This is a genomic window from Pseudomonas sp. 5Vm1k (assembly GCF_056161485.1).
The window spans coordinates 201195-213981 of sequence record NZ_JBSPCZ010000009.1; the positions used below are offsets into that span (position 1 = coordinate 201195).

A 12787-nucleotide genomic window follows, 5' to 3' on the forward strand; every position below is an offset into this window, starting at 1 on the left:
GGGCAAGCCTCGCTCCTACAGGGTTTTTTGATCGTTCCCACGCTCTGCGTGGGAACGATCAGTGCCATCAGTCTGGCGTCAATATTCACACAATGACCGCTCGGCGCCTTCTGGTTTCGCTTTGCTTGCGAAGCGAACTTTTCTTCTATTCTCAGCTCAAGGATAAGGACAGTAATCACTGGATCGAAACAGCCTTCCGATGGAGGCTGAATACCGGATCTACCGAGGGTCGCCGCCATGTCGCGCAACCTCTGCCTCACCCGTCAATGCCTGGGTCTTGTGACCCGTATCGAGTGCGCCATCCGCCCATTGGCGGGAGATACGGGCATGTGGACCTTACTCTTCGCCGCCGGAATGGCCGGTGAACAACCTTCAGCCATCAAAGCTCAAGGCCCGTTCCATGGCCCGTTCGTGGCCGAATCCATCCTCGACACGATTGTTGAAAGCCTCACCCTGCATGGCTACGAGTTAGCCGATGATCCGCAAATCTGGAGCCTGCACTTGCAAGCCCAACTGCGGGAAATCAACGGTGGACGTAGTCGAAGCCTGGGTGGCTTCGAGTTTCGCCCTGATCACTGATCAGCGCTGGGCATCTCGGTTTTATCGAGTTTGACCTCAAATCCATATTGCACGGTGGCGAGGTCGGTTCGTTGGTAGGTTTCCAGTCGCGTCGGCTGGCCGTAGAAATAATGCACGCCCACTAGCGCGGGACCTTCTGCGCTTGCGTCATGCGTGACCGAAAGAATCTCCTTCAGGTAGTTGCCGCTGTCGTCCTTGGCGAAAAAGCGCCAATCCTGCGCGGGGAACAGCTTCAGATCGACCACCAGCGCATTGCCTCTGAGCTCCAGGCCCTTGGGCAGTTGGTGCGCGTCGAGGGTTTTCTGTTCGATCGTGGCCAGGAACAGTGGCATCGAGCCCACCGCGAAGGCCGGCGTTTCCGGAAACAAATTCAAATCGTAAGTGATGACGCCGCGCAACGGATCGATTTGATAAGCCTCGGGCGGCAGTTCGATTGGCTCATCGCGCTTGCCATTATCGTCCGCGGTAAAGAACGTCACCGGGCTGTCGCCGGGACTGAAAGATGTGCCGAGCAACTCGTCGTTGAAGCTGCGGGGATGATCGAACTCGATGCGGGCCGCACTGGGGTCATCGACCGACTGCGTGATGTTGATGCTCTTTTTCAGCTGTTCCTCGCCCAGTGTCGCGCCTTTGAGCCAGGTCGAGGCCTGATCGTCGTAAACCACCACTGGCAGGCTCAGCGGCTGGATGGTTTTCTCGGTGGTGTCGTGATCAAAGCGACGCACCGGCAGGTCCAGGTCCTTGCGCGTCACGGTGGCGGTGGAGAAGTCCAGCACGCTGACTTCGAGCGTCTCGATCGGGCCGTTGAAATACACCTTGGTGTAATGCCGGGTCTGTTGCTTCTCAAAGGCGCGTTGGCCTTCATCCAGTTGCTTTTCGAACGCCTCGCTCCAGGCTTTCTGCTGCTGCATCTGCGCCAGTTGCTTTTGGTAGAAGGCAATTTGCGCGGCAGTTTCGTTGATCGAGCCCGAGCGCGAGAGAAACTGCCCGGTGCTGTCCTTGGCCTGCACGATCAGCGGGTTGAGCGGCGTCTCGGCGACTTCCGGGGCCAGCGGCAAGCTGTTGCTGAATTCGACTTCGGCGTAATTGTTCGAAAGGCTCAGCAGGGTGACGCTGAGGTTGTCGTTGGTGCGCGTTTGCCCGATATCCTTTTTCGTCAGGTCAAAGCTGTAGAGCCGGCGCGGCGCGATGACCTCAACCTTGCCTTGCAGGCTTACCGGTTGTGGCTGGTTCTTGTTGTCCACGTCCAGGCCTTCGATGAAGGGGTAGGTCACCGTCAGGTCATCAGGGTTGCTGAGGTTCGAGCTTGAAGGGCTCAACTGAATGCCTGGATCGGTTTCCGACCATTCCGGCTGGAAGGGGATGACGTGCTTGTTGCTCAGGGTCACCGATTGCCATTCCAGGCCATGGGGGAAGAGAAAGGCCGCGGGAATGCTGAAGTTGAAAGGGAAGATCGGTTGCAGATCGGTCAGGTAATCGGAGCTGGAATCCTTGTGCAGCACAAACAGACCGCTGATGTAGGTGTCCACCAGGGCTTGAGGCGTGGGGTAGTGCTTGAGCACGGCCAGTGCATCTTCGCTGTACTCGGTTTGCAGCGGTTTGCTGTCGAGCTTGAGCTGCGCCCGTTCGAGCAACAGCAGCGAACCGCCCAACTCGGCGACGGCATCTTTGAGCTTCGGGTCCGCAATGGCATCCAGGGACTTCTCGAACTGCGCGGTCTTTTCTTCGAGGCTGACCTGGCGTTTCTCATCGCTGGGGGAGCAACCGCTGAGCAGCAACGCGAGGCAAAGTCCGGCACTGGTTAAAGGTAATCGCACATCCATTTCCTGTCTTCCTGTCCGGTGTCGCTAACCTGTCAATGGTTTGGACACTAGCAGAAAAACTTTGTCACACACGCGCAGGTTGCGGATTTCCGGACGGTTTCTGGGTGTTACAAGCGGCTGGTATACTCGCGGCCATTTACCAGCCCTTGTGTGAGATTCAATGGAACGCTTTATCGAAAATGCAATGTACGCCTCCCGCTGGCTGCTGGCGCCGATCTATTTCGGTTTGTCCCTGGGTTTGCTGGCGCTGGCGTTGAAGTTTTTCCAGGAAGTCTTTCATGTCATTCCCAACGTCTTCTCGATGGCCGAATCGGACCTGATTCTGGTGCTGCTGTCGCTGATCGACATGGCGCTGGTGGGCGGCCTGCTGGTGATGGTGATGATCTCCGGTTACGAGAACTTCGTGTCTGAACTGGACATCGATGAGAACAAAGAGAAGCTCCATTGGCTGGGAACCATGGATTCGTCTTCGCTGAAGATGAAAGTGGCAGCCTCGATCGTGGCGATTTCGTCGATCCACCTGTTGCGCATTTTCATGGACGCCAAGAACGTCGATCCCGAGCATCTGAAGTGGTACGTGATCATTCACATGACCTTCGTGATCTCGGCGTTTGCGATGGGTTATCTGGATAAGCTGACCAAGCACTGATTGCACGCTTCCTGTAGGAGCGAGCGGTGCGACGATTCGACTTGCCCGCGAAGAGGCCGTGTCAGACGACATTAGTTTCGACTGTAACGCCGCCTTCGCGGGCAAGCCTCGCTCCTACAGTTTGTGAAACAGACGGGCGGTGTGGTTTATGGCTTGTACTTTGACGCGTCGAGGCATATGCCTGTAAGGGTCTTGATTCGCTACTGTCAGAGGTGCGCTCATGAACCTGCAAGAGCTGAATGCGTATGCCATCGCCGGGAAGGTCGATGAGCTGAACCTGATTTCGCTGGAAGGCGGGATCTACCTGCTGGAAGCGCGGATGCATGGTGCGGCGTATCCGTTGAGCGATACCCACGGCCAGATGTTCCACCTGCGTTCGGTCGAGCACGCCCGCGAAGTGCTGCATGCGTTTCCCAAGCTGCAATTCAACCTCGTGCACACTTCGGTTCATGACGAAATGTGCGGGCTCGGCGCTACTGTCGAGGAAACCCTGAAGGTGCCGATTGCCTTCCGGTCAACCTGGCAGAACTGACGCCCCCCTGATCAACGCCACGGCATCTGTGCTAGTCTGCTCGCCCTTTTGGTTCCGGGCGCTCCGGGATGCGCTGTGTTCGCACGGCAAGTTCCAGAGCCGTCCGCACAGCGGAGCAGTGTCATGTCCGAAGTAAATCTGTCCACCGACGAAACCCGCGTCAGCTACGGTATCGGCCGTCAGTTGGGCGACCAACTGCGCGACAACCCGCCACCGGGCGTTAACCTGGACGCCATCCTGGCTGGCCTGACCGACGCGTTCGCCGGCAAGCCAAGCCGTGTGGGTCAGGAAGAAATGTCCGCCAGCTTCAAGGTGATCCGCGAGATCATGCAAGCCGAAGCGGCTGCCAAAGCTGAAGCCGCTGCTGGCGAAGGCCTGGCCTTCCTGGCTGAAAACGCCAAGCGTGACGGCATCACCACCCTGGCTTCCGGCCTGCAATTCGAAGTACTGACTCAAGGTGAAGGCGCCAAGCCGACCCGTGAAGATCAAGTGCGTACTCACTACCACGGCACTCTGATCGACGGCACTGTGTTCGACAGCTCCTACGAGCGCGGCCAGCCTGCAGAATTCCCGGTTGGCGGCGTGATCGCTGGCTGGACCGAAGCCCTGCAACTGATGAATGCCGGCAGCAAATGGCGTCTGTACGTGCCGAGCGAACTGGCTTACGGCGCTCAAGGCGTTGGCAGCATTCCGCCGCACAGCGTACTGGTGTTCGACGTCGAGCTGCTCGACGTTCTGTAAGACCTGACGCTGTAAACCTGTAGGAGCGAGGCTTGCCCGCGAAGGCGGTGTGTCAGTCGCATTGATGTTGACTGATAGGTCGCATTCGCGAGCAAGCTTCGCTCCTACAAGGTTTTGTAGTGCTTCTCATAGTTCGATCTTATGGTTCAGTTCGCTGGTCGGGCGCAACGCCCGGGCATAGCAGAACAGAAACAGATTGCGCACCAGTTCCTTGAGCACCACCGGCTCGCTGGAACTCAAGCCACTGACGTCCAGGTCACCCTGATCCTGGAGCTCGTTCAAGGCTTCTTCTTCAAGCACCGCACAGACTTCCCCGGTTTCCCGATGCAGGATCCTGAGGTAAGGGTGTGGGCGGTCCAGCCAGGCATCGATCAAATAAGTCATGGGTCTCATCTCCATTGATTGGTTTCAATGAGAATAATTCTTATTCATCAAATAGCAAGGACCTATTGGCGGTTTGTGTTTTTTTCAGGGTAAAGGTTGCGTAAGGTCAAAACGGCTGGCGTTTGGCTACTGCGAGGGATTGCTGGTTGAGGCGGGGGAGGGTGAAGCACCATCCCACGCGGGGCGCGGGATGGAAGACAGCAGGTTCAGACTTTTCTGACGAACTCGGATTTGAGCTTCATCGGGCCGATGCCGTCGATCTTGCAGTCGATATCGTGATCGCCATCGCACAGGCGGATGTTCTTGACCTTGGTGCCGACCTTGACCACCAGCGACGTGCCCTTGACCTTGAGGTCCTTGATCACGGTGATGGTATCGCCGTCCTGCAGGACGTTGCCCACCGAATCCTTTTTCACGGTGTCATCGGACGCCGCTTCAGCTTCGCCGCTGGCGGACCACTCGTGGGCGCACTCCGGGCAGATCAGCTGTGCGCCATCTTCGTAGGTGTATTCGGAATTGCATTTCGGGCAGGGTGGCAACGTGCTCACTAAGGCTCCTTGGTTTGAGGATCGCTAAAAGTCGCACATTATATAGGGTTTATACGGAGGAGGGGGGTACGTGATTTTGTAGGAGCGAGGCTTGCCCGCGAAGGCGATCTGTTAGCCAACATCAATGTCGACTGATAGACCGCATTCGCGAGCAAGCTTCGCTCCTACAAGGGGGTGTTTAGTGCGTGCGGGCGACCGCAAATTCACTCAACTCAACCAGCGCATCGCGATATTCGCTGGCCGGCAGGGCGTCGAGGCACTTGATCGCGCGGGCCACGTAATCACGGGCCAGTTGCGCGGTGTACTCCAGCGATCCGGACGCTTCAACGGCCTCACGGATGCTTTCCAGGTCTTCGATGCCACCTTTCTGGATCGCCTGGCGTACCAGTGCGGCCTGTTCCGGGGTGCCTTCGCGCATGGTGTAGATCAGCGGCAGGGTCGGCTTGCCTTCGGCCAGATCGTCACCGACGTTCTTGCCCAGGGTTTCCGCGTCGCCTTTGTAGTCCAGCAGGTCGTCGACCAGTTGGAACGCTACGCCCAAGTGATCGCCGAAGGTGCGCAGCGCTTCGCTTTGTTCCGAAGTGGCTTCGCACAGGGCGGCTGCGCTGTGGGTGGAGGCTTCGAAGAGCATCGCGGTTTTGCCGCGGATGACTTCCATGTAGGTTTCTTCGGTGGTGCTGGCGTCACGGATCTTCGACAGCTGCAGCACTTCGCCTTCGGCAATGATTCGCGTGGCTTGCGAAAGGATCTTCATCACTGGCATGGAGCCCAGTTCGACCATCATTTCGAAGGAGCGCGAATACAGGAAGTCGCCCACCAGCACGCTCGGGGCGTTGCCCCACATCGCGTTGGCGGTCGAGCGGCCACGGCGCATCCCGGACATGTCGACCACGTCGTCATGCAGCAGGGTAGCGGTGTGCAGGAACTCGATCGTGGCGGCCAGCAAGCGCAAGTCATCGCCTTCGCGACCCAGGGCCTTGCCACACAGCAACACTAATAGAGGACGCAGGCGTTTACCGCCGGCCGAGGTAATGTAGTCGCCGATTTTCGATACCAGCGGCACTCGGGAAGTCAGCTGCTTCTTGATGATGCCGTCGACGGCGTTAAAATCGTCCGCCACCGCGCGGTAGAAAGCTTGGGGTTGCATCAGCGACAGTTGCTCCAGAAGGGTTGCGCGGCATGCTAGGACCCACGTCCGCAGGTGTCAAGGTACGATGGACGGCCTCTTGCATCGCCAAGTCAGCTTGCGTACAATCGCGCACCCTGAACTTCCTGGGCAGCACCTGCCTTACGCAATTGCAATCAGGCCTTCCAGCCCTATGCAGCCATGCCAGCCAATACCTCTTCTTATAAAGAGCTGGGTGAGCAGGATTATCGGAGAAATACCATGTCGTACGCAGTAATTGTTACTGGTGGCAAGCAATACAAGGTCGCCCCAGGTGAATACCTGAAGATCGAAAAACTGGAAATCGCTACTGGCGAATCCGTGACTTTTGATCGCGTTCTGTTGGTCGCCAATGGCGATGACGTGAACATCGGCGCTCCAGTTGTTGCAGGCGCTACCGTTGTGGCTGAAGTGATCTCCCAAGGTCGTCACGATAAAGTCCGCATCATCAAGTTCCGTCGTCGTAAGCACCACATGAAGCGTATGGGCCACCGCCAGTGGTACACCGAGATCAAAATCACCGGTATTCAGGCTTAATTTCAGCCTAATTCCTCACTAGGAGAATTGACTCATGGCACACAAAAAAGCTGGTGGTAGTACCCGTAACGGTCGCGACTCAGAAGCCAAACGCCTTGGCGTGAAGATGTATGGCGGCCAGGTTATCATTCCGGGCAACATCATCGTGCGTCAGCGCGGCACCCAATTCCACGCTGGCTACGGCGTTGGCATGGGCAAAGATCACACTCTGTTCGCTAAAATCGACGGCGTGATCAAGTTCGAAGTAAAAGGCGCTTTCAATCGCCGTTACGTAAGCATTGTTCCGAAGACTGCAGTCGTCGCGGCATAATTACGTAGTTGCTGGAAAAGCCCTGTCTCGCGACGGGGCTTTTTCGTTTGTGGGGTGAGTCTCTTGCAAAGCTGTTTGTGATGGGTGATAGCAGCGGGATTGCGGTAGTTGCTTGAGGTCGCTGCGCTCATTTTTGCAAGAGTCTTATGTCTAGTTTTTTTCGGCTCGTCCGTATGACGAGAGGCGTTTTGTTATGAAGTTTGTTGATGAAGTATCGATTCGAGTAAAGGCCGGTGACGGCGGCAACGGTTGCATGAGCTTCCGTCGCGAAAAATTCATTGAAAATGGTGGCCCGAACGGCGGTGATGGCGGTGATGGCGGCTCGGTCTACATGGTCGCCGACGAAAACCTCAACACCCTGGTGGACTACCGTTACACCCGGCACTTCGATGCCGAGCGCGGTTCCAACGGCGGCAGCACCGACTGCACCGGTAAGAAAGGTGAAGAGCTGGTGCTGCGCGTACCAGTCGGCACTACCGTTATCGACTCCGCGACCCAGGAAGTCATCGGCGACCTGACCAAAGCCGGCCAGCGTCTGCTGGTGGCTCATGGCGGCTGGCACGGTCTGGGTAACACTCGTTTCAAATCCAGTACCAACCGTGCTCCACGCCAGACCACTCCGGGTAAGCCGGGTGAGGCGCGTGATCTGAAGCTGGAAATGAAGGTATTGGCTGACGTCGGCCTGCTGGGCTTGCCGAACGCCGGTAAAAGTACCTTTATCCGTTCGGTCTCGGCCGCCAAGCCGAAAGTTGCTGACTATCCGTTCACCACGCTGGTGCCGAACCTGGGTGTGGTTTCCGTCGATCGCTGGAAAAGCTTCGTGGTTGCGGACATTCCGGGTCTGATCGAAGGCGCTTCCGATGGCGCGGGCCTGGGGATTCGCTTCCTCAAGCACTTGTCGCGTACTCGTCTGCTGCTGCACCTCGTGGACATGGCGCCGCTCGATGACGCCAGCGCACCGGATGCCGCTGAAGTAATCGTCAGCGAGTTGACCAAGTTCAGCCCGTCCCTGGCTGAGCGTGATCGTTGGTTGGTGCTGAACAAGTGCGACCAGATCCTTGAAGAAGAGCACGAAGAGCGCGTCAAGGAGATCGTTGATCGCCTTGAGTGGACCGGTCCGGTCTACGTGATCTCGGCCATCTCCAAGCTTGGTACCGAGCGTCTTTGCCACGACATCATGCGTTACATGGAAGATCGTGCTGACCGCCTGGCGAACGACCCGGCCTACAAGGAAGAACTGGCCGAACTCGATCAGCGCATCGAAGACGAAGCCCGTGCTCAGTTGCAGGCTCTGGATGACCAGCGTGCTCTGCGCCGTAGCGGCGTGAAGTCGGTCCATGACATCGGCGACGATGATTGGGACGAAGAAGATGTGGATGACGAAGACGGTCCGGAAATCATTTACGTGCGTGACTGATTCGTTGCGATAAACTTAAGCGCCGCTCAATCGAGCGGCGTTTTAGTATCTGGAAATCGATTGTTGGTAACAAATAGCCACGATTAACGTTATGGGCAGTGCCAGGTCGCGCTGTCCTCAAGCTAAGGTTGAAGATGATGCGGAGCAAGGTGACAGGTGCGCAGCGTTGGGTCGTGAAGATCGGCAGCGCTTTGCTGACGGCGGACGGCAAGGGCCTGGATCGCGCGGCAATGGGTGTCTGGGTTGAACAGATGGTGGCCTTGCATGAGGCGGGCGTTGAGTTGGTGCTGGTGTCCTCCGGGGCAGTGGCGGCCGGCATGAGCCGTCTGGGCTGGACCGTACGACCCAGTGCGATGCACGAGTTGCAGGCGGCTGCCGCTATCGGTCAGATGGGCCTGGTGCAGGCTTGGGAGTCGAGCTTTGCCGAGCATGGCCGGCATACCGCGCAGATTCTCCTGACCCATGACGACCTGTCTGACCGCAAGCGCTACCTGAACGCCCGCAGCACCTTGCGTGCGCTGGTCGAGCTCAAGGTGATCCCGGTGATCAACGAGAACGACACTGTGGTCACTGACGAAATCCGTTTCGGCGACAACGATACGCTGGCGGCGCTGGTGGCCAATCTGGTCGAGGCGGACTTGCTGGTGATCCTGACTGATCGCGACGGCATGTTCGACGCTGATCCGCGCAACAACCCGAACGCCAAGCTGATTTATGAAGCGCGTGCCGATGATCCGGCGCTGGATGCAGTAGCTGGTGGCACTGGTGGTGCGCTGGGTCGTGGCGGGATGCAGACCAAATTGCGTGCGGCGCGGCTGGCGGCGCGTTCGGGTGCGCACACCATCATCGTCGGTGGGCGCATTGATCGCGTGCTGGATCGCCTCAAGGCGGGCGAGCGCATCGGCACCTTGCTGTCGCCTGAGCGCGGCCTGCTGGCAGCGCGCAAGCAGTGGCTGGCCGGGCATCTGCAAACCCGTGGCACGCTTGTATTGGATGCCGGGGCTGTGACGGCGTTGTCCAAAGGCAACAAAAGTTTGCTGCCGGTTGGCGTCAAGCTGGTTCAGGGTAGTTTCCGTCGTGGTGAGATGGTGGTGTGTGTGGCGCCGGACGGTCGAGAAATTGCCCGTGGCCTGGCTAACTACAGCGCCCTTGAAGCACAAAAAATCATCGGTCAGTCGTCTGAGGCGATTGTCGGTCTGTTGGGTTATATGGCGGAGCCGGAACTGGTTCATCGCGATAACCTGATCCTGGTCTGAAGGAAAACTGAATGCGCGTAGCAAAGGGATTATTGGGCTTGTTGTTGGCGATGCCGTTGTTGGCGTCGGCAGAAGAAATTGGCCAGGTGTCGACGGTGTTCAAATTCGTCGGGCCGAACGACCGCATTGTGGTCGAAGCTTTCGATGATCCGAAGGTCGAAGGTGTGACCTGCTACCTGTCGCGTGCCAAGACAGGCGGCGTGAAGGGCGGCTTGGGTCTGGCCGAGGATCGTGCTGAGGCATCTCTGGCGTGTCGTCAGGTAGGGCCAATCAACTTCAAGGGTGAGCTGAAGGATGGTGACGAGGTGTTCAAGGAGCGCACGTCGCTGGTGTTCAAGACTATGCAGGTGGTGCGGTTTCTCGACAAGAAGCGCAACACGCTGGTGTACCTGGTCTACAGCGATCGCCTGATCGAGGGCAGCCCGCAGAATGCGGTGACGGCAATTCCGATTCTGCCGTGGCCGCACGCTCAATAAGTTAATAAAGATCCAAATTTGTGGGAGCGAGCCTGCTCGCGAAAGCGGTGTATCAGCCAGTATTAATGGTGACTGACACGCCCTCTTCGCGAGCAGGCTCGCTCCCACATTTTTTTTGCGCTGAATTCGCTAAATCGCAGGCAATAAAAAACCGACCCTAGGGTCGGTTTTTCAACAAGCTTATTGCTTAAGCGGCAACAGCAAGGTTCAGAGCCTTGACGTGACCGTTCAGGCGGCTCTTATGGCGAGCAGCCTTGTTCTTGTGGATGATGCCTTTATCGGCCATACGGTCGATAACTGGCACGGCCAGAACGTAAGCAGCTTGAGCTTTTTCAGCGTCTTTTGCGTCGATGGCCTTAACTACATTCTTGATGTAGGTACGAACCATGGAACGCAGGCTGGCGTTGTGGCTGCGACGCTTCTCAGCCTGTTTTGCACGTTTTTTGGCGGAAGGTGTGTTGGCCACCGTCGAGCTCCTCGAAAGACTTTTTAGGAAATAGCAAACAAAATAGGCCGCGAATCATGCCGATGAGTTGATGTCTTGTCAAGGGCGGTTGAGACGTTCCGCTAAGTGGTAGGTATAAAGAGGCGGGATATTTATTTCCGGCGCTTGACCTGTAAACTCGCGAGCTTTGGCTCTGTGCTGCTGCAGCGCGGAGTATCGCATAAGTAGGCGCTTTGTTCGCCTGCTGTTTATCGACAGGCACAAACTCTTTCAATGAATCTGCTCAAATCGTTGGCCGCCGTCAGCTCTATCACGATGCTTTCCCGGGTTCTGGGGTTCGTTCGTGACACGCTTATCGCACGTACATTTGGTGCGGGGATGGCGACTGACGCCTTCTTTATCGCCTTCAAACTGCCCAATCTGTTGCGGCGGATCTTCGCCGAGGGGGCGTTTTCCCAGGCCTTCGTGCCGATTCTTGCCGAATATAAAAGTCAGAAGGGCGAGGAGGCGACGCGAACGTTCATTGCTTACGTCTCGGGCCTGCTGACATTGGTGTTGGCATTGGTCACGGCGCTGGGGATGATCGCTGCGCCCTGGGTGATTTGGGCCACGGCACCGGGTTTCACCGATACACCGGAAAAGTTCGAGCTGACGTCCAGCCTGTTGCGGGTGACATTTCCTTATATATTGCTGATCTCCCTGTCTTCATTGGCCGGGGCGATCCTCAATACCTACAACCGTTTCTCGGTGCCGGCCTTCGTGCCGACACTGCTCAACGTCAGCATGATTATCTTTTCGCTGTTCCTGACGCCGTATTTCAATCCGCCGGTCATGGCTCTCGGCTGGGCGGTGCTGGTCGGTGGCCTGGCGCAGTTGCTTTATCAACTTCCGCACCTGAAAAAGATCGGCATGCTGGTGTTGCCGCGCCTTAATCTGCGCGACACGGGCGTCTGGCGGGTGATGAAGCAGATGCTGCCAGCGATCCTGGGTGTTTCGGTGAGCCAGATTTCCCTGATCATCAACACGATTTTCGCTTCATTTCTGGTGGCCGGCTCCGTGTCCTGGATGTATTACGCCGACCGCTTGATGGAATTGCCGTCGGGTGTGCTGGGCGTGGCACTGGGCACGATTTTGCTGCCGACCCTGGCCAAGACCTACGCCAGCAAGGATCGCCAGGAATATTCACGAATCCTCGATTGGGGCCTGCGCCTGTGCTTCGTGCTGGTGTTGCCGTGCTCGCTGGCGCTGGGGATTCTGGCTGAGCCGCTGACAGTTTCGCTGTTTCAGTACGGCCAGTTCAGCGCGTTTGATGCGTCGATGACCCAGCGCGCGCTGATTGCCTATTCCGTCGGTTTACTCGGGATTATCGTGATCAAAGTGCTGGCGCCGGGCTTTTATGCGCAACAAAACATCCGCACCCCGGTGAAAATCGCGATTTTCACGCTGATCGTCACGCAGCTGTTCAACCTGGTGCTGATCGGCCCGCTGGCCCACGCCGGTCTGGCGCTGGCCATCAGTATCGGTGCCTGCATCAACGCCAGCTTGCTGTTCTATCAACTGCGCAAACAGCAGATGTACCAGCCGCAACCGGGCTGGGCGAAGTTCGGGCTTAAGCTGGTGATTGCCGTGTTGGTGATGTCGGCGGTGTTGCTGGCGGGGATGCATTTCATGCCGGCTTGGGATCAAGGGCATATGCTGGAGCGATTCCTGCGTCTGGGCGCGTTGGTGGTGGCTGGTATGGTCGCTTATTTCGGCATGTTGCTGTTGATGGGCTTCCGTTTGCGCGACTTCAATCGCAAGGCGTTGAGCTGAGGCGTTTGCCTCGATAAACACGGGCGGGCCGGCGGTTTTGTCGGCTCGATTACTTTGGGTTACGGTGTTGCCTGTCGTCGGCCGCCGGGTGTGGTTATAATCGACCACTTTAT

Annotated in this window: 15 protein-coding genes; 10 read left to right on the forward strand and 5 right to left on the reverse strand. The window is 57.4% G+C overall.

Features of this window, described 5'->3' with window-relative positions; translation table 11 throughout:
• The first annotated feature begins 237 nt into the window (after positions 1–237).
• The gene (locus tag ACWIKB_RS19305; RefSeq protein ID WP_054051392.1) at positions 238–579 is read left to right on the forward strand and encodes a PA4575 family protein; all 342 of its coding nucleotides are present in this window, start codon (positions 238–240) and stop codon (positions 577–579) included.
• Here ACWIKB_RS19305 and ACWIKB_RS19310 read toward each other — a convergent pair.
• On the reverse strand, positions 573–2402 hold the full coding sequence (locus ACWIKB_RS19310) for a hypothetical protein (RefSeq protein WP_475268876.1): 1830 nt from the start codon (positions 2400–2402) through the stop codon (positions 573–575). The genes ACWIKB_RS19305 and ACWIKB_RS19310 overlap by 7 nt on opposite strands.
• Positions 2403–2562: 160 nt before the next feature.
• On the opposite strand from ACWIKB_RS19310, the gene ACWIKB_RS19315 reads away from it, so the two are divergent.
• The 3 genes from ACWIKB_RS19315 (at position 2563) to ACWIKB_RS19325 (ending at position 4324) form a co-directional block, all read left to right on the forward strand.
• Complete coding sequence (locus tag ACWIKB_RS19315) at positions 2563–3051, forward strand: TIGR00645 family protein (protein ID WP_054051388.1); 489 nt, start codon at positions 2563–2565, stop codon at positions 3049–3051.
• Between the two features lie 220 nt (positions 3052–3271).
• Positions 3272–3583 (forward strand): DUF6482 family protein, encoded by a 312-nt coding sequence (locus tag ACWIKB_RS19320; RefSeq protein WP_475268877.1) that lies wholly within the window; start codon positions 3272–3274, stop codon positions 3581–3583.
• A gap of 123 nt (positions 3584–3706) precedes the next feature.
• Complete coding sequence (locus ACWIKB_RS19325) at positions 3707–4324, forward strand: FKBP-type peptidyl-prolyl cis-trans isomerase (RefSeq protein ID WP_054051384.1); 618 nt, start codon at positions 3707–3709, stop codon at positions 4322–4324.
• A 126-nt stretch (positions 4325–4450) separates the two neighbouring features.
• On the opposite strand, the gene ACWIKB_RS19330 is transcribed toward ACWIKB_RS19325, so the two are convergent.
• The 3 genes from ACWIKB_RS19330 to ACWIKB_RS19340 form a co-directional block, all read right to left on the reverse strand.
• Entirely contained in the window at positions 4451–4708 is a 258-nt protein-coding gene (locus ACWIKB_RS19330; RefSeq protein WP_475268878.1) for a PA4570 family protein, read from the reverse strand.
• Positions 4709–4914: 206 nt separating this feature from the next.
• Complete coding sequence (locus ACWIKB_RS19335; RefSeq protein ID WP_010467527.1) at positions 4915–5256, reverse strand: zinc ribbon domain-containing protein YjdM; 342 nt, start codon at positions 5254–5256, stop codon at positions 4915–4917.
• A 178-nt stretch (positions 5257–5434) separates the two neighbouring features.
• Positions 5435–6403 (reverse strand): polyprenyl synthetase family protein, encoded by a 969-nt coding sequence (locus ACWIKB_RS19340; protein WP_475268879.1) that lies wholly within the window; start codon positions 6401–6403, stop codon positions 5435–5437.
• Positions 6404–6643: 240 nt separating this feature from the next.
• Between ACWIKB_RS19340 and rplU the strand changes: the two genes are divergently transcribed.
• The 5 genes from rplU (at position 6644) to ACWIKB_RS19365 (ending at position 10417) form a co-directional block, all read left to right on the forward strand.
• On the forward strand, positions 6644–6958 hold the full coding sequence (gene rplU / locus ACWIKB_RS19345; RefSeq protein WP_003176051.1) for a 50S ribosomal protein L21: 315 nt from the start codon (positions 6644–6646) through the stop codon (positions 6956–6958).
• A 34-nt stretch (positions 6959–6992) separates the two neighbouring features.
• Complete coding sequence (gene rpmA / locus ACWIKB_RS19350) at positions 6993–7268, forward strand: 50S ribosomal protein L27 (protein ID WP_046048788.1); 276 nt, start codon at positions 6993–6995, stop codon at positions 7266–7268.
• 193 nt (positions 7269–7461) lie between these two features.
• A complete protein-coding gene (gene cgtA / locus ACWIKB_RS19355; RefSeq protein ID WP_475268880.1) occupies positions 7462–8685 on the forward strand; it encodes an Obg family GTPase CgtA in 1224 nt (407 codons plus the stop codon).
• A gap of 137 nt (positions 8686–8822) precedes the next feature.
• The gene (gene proB / locus ACWIKB_RS19360) at positions 8823–9941 is read left to right on the forward strand and encodes a glutamate 5-kinase (RefSeq protein ID WP_475268944.1); all 1119 of its coding nucleotides are present in this window, start codon (positions 8823–8825) and stop codon (positions 9939–9941) included.
• An 11-nt stretch (positions 9942–9952) separates the two neighbouring features.
• Complete coding sequence (locus ACWIKB_RS19365) at positions 9953–10417, forward strand: CreA family protein (protein WP_054616667.1); 465 nt, start codon at positions 9953–9955, stop codon at positions 10415–10417.
• 187 nt (positions 10418–10604) lie between these two features.
• Here ACWIKB_RS19365 and rpsT read toward each other — a convergent pair whose 3' ends face one another.
• The gene (rpsT, locus tag ACWIKB_RS19370) at positions 10605–10883 is read right to left on the reverse strand and encodes a 30S ribosomal protein S20 (protein WP_008154937.1); all 279 of its coding nucleotides are present in this window, start codon (positions 10881–10883) and stop codon (positions 10605–10607) included.
• A gap of 252 nt (positions 10884–11135) precedes the next feature.
• Here rpsT and murJ point away from each other — a divergent pair, with 252 nt between their 5' ends.
• Positions 11136–12674: a murein biosynthesis integral membrane protein MurJ gene (gene murJ / locus ACWIKB_RS19375; protein ID WP_475268881.1), complete on the forward strand. Its 1539-nt coding sequence runs from the start codon at positions 11136–11138 to the stop codon at positions 12672–12674.
• Positions 12675–12787: the final 113 nt, after the last annotated feature.

Excerpts from the sequence above, each read along its gene's own strand:
- ACWIKB_RS19365 (WP_054616667.1), top strand. The coding sequence starts at position 9,953 with ATGCGCGTAGCAAAGGGATTATTGGGCTTGTTGTTGGCGATGCCGTTG.
- ACWIKB_RS19320 (WP_475268877.1), top strand. The coding sequence starts at position 3,272 with ATGAACCTGCAAGAGCTGAATGCGTATGCCATCGCCGGGAAGGTCGAT.
- ACWIKB_RS19325 (WP_054051384.1), top strand. The coding sequence starts at position 3,707 with ATGTCCGAAGTAAATCTGTCCACCGACGAAACCCGCGTCAGCTACGGT.
- murJ (WP_475268881.1), top strand. The coding sequence starts at position 11,136 with ATGAATCTGCTCAAATCGTTGGCCGCCGTCAGCTCTATCACGATGCTT.
- ACWIKB_RS19305 (WP_054051392.1), top strand. The coding sequence starts at position 238 with ATGTCGCGCAACCTCTGCCTCACCCGTCAATGCCTGGGTCTTGTGACC.
- ACWIKB_RS19330 (WP_475268878.1), bottom strand. The coding sequence starts at position 4,708 with ATGACTTATTTGATCGATGCCTGGCTGGACCGCCCACACCCTTACCTC.
- rpmA (WP_046048788.1), top strand. The coding sequence starts at position 6,993 with ATGGCACACAAAAAAGCTGGTGGTAGTACCCGTAACGGTCGCGACTCA.
- ACWIKB_RS19340 (WP_475268879.1), bottom strand. The coding sequence starts at position 6,403 with ATGCAACCCCAAGCTTTCTACCGCGCGGTGGCGGACGATTTTAACGCC.
- cgtA (WP_475268880.1), top strand. The coding sequence starts at position 7,462 with ATGAAGTTTGTTGATGAAGTATCGATTCGAGTAAAGGCCGGTGACGGC.
- ACWIKB_RS19310 (WP_475268876.1), bottom strand. The coding sequence starts at position 2,402 with ATGGATGTGCGATTACCTTTAACCAGTGCCGGACTTTGCCTCGCGTTG.
- rplU (WP_003176051.1), top strand. The coding sequence starts at position 6,644 with ATGTCGTACGCAGTAATTGTTACTGGTGGCAAGCAATACAAGGTCGCC.
- ACWIKB_RS19315 (WP_054051388.1), top strand. The coding sequence starts at position 2,563 with ATGGAACGCTTTATCGAAAATGCAATGTACGCCTCCCGCTGGCTGCTG.
- proB (WP_475268944.1), top strand. The coding sequence starts at position 8,823 with ATGCGGAGCAAGGTGACAGGTGCGCAGCGTTGGGTCGTGAAGATCGGC.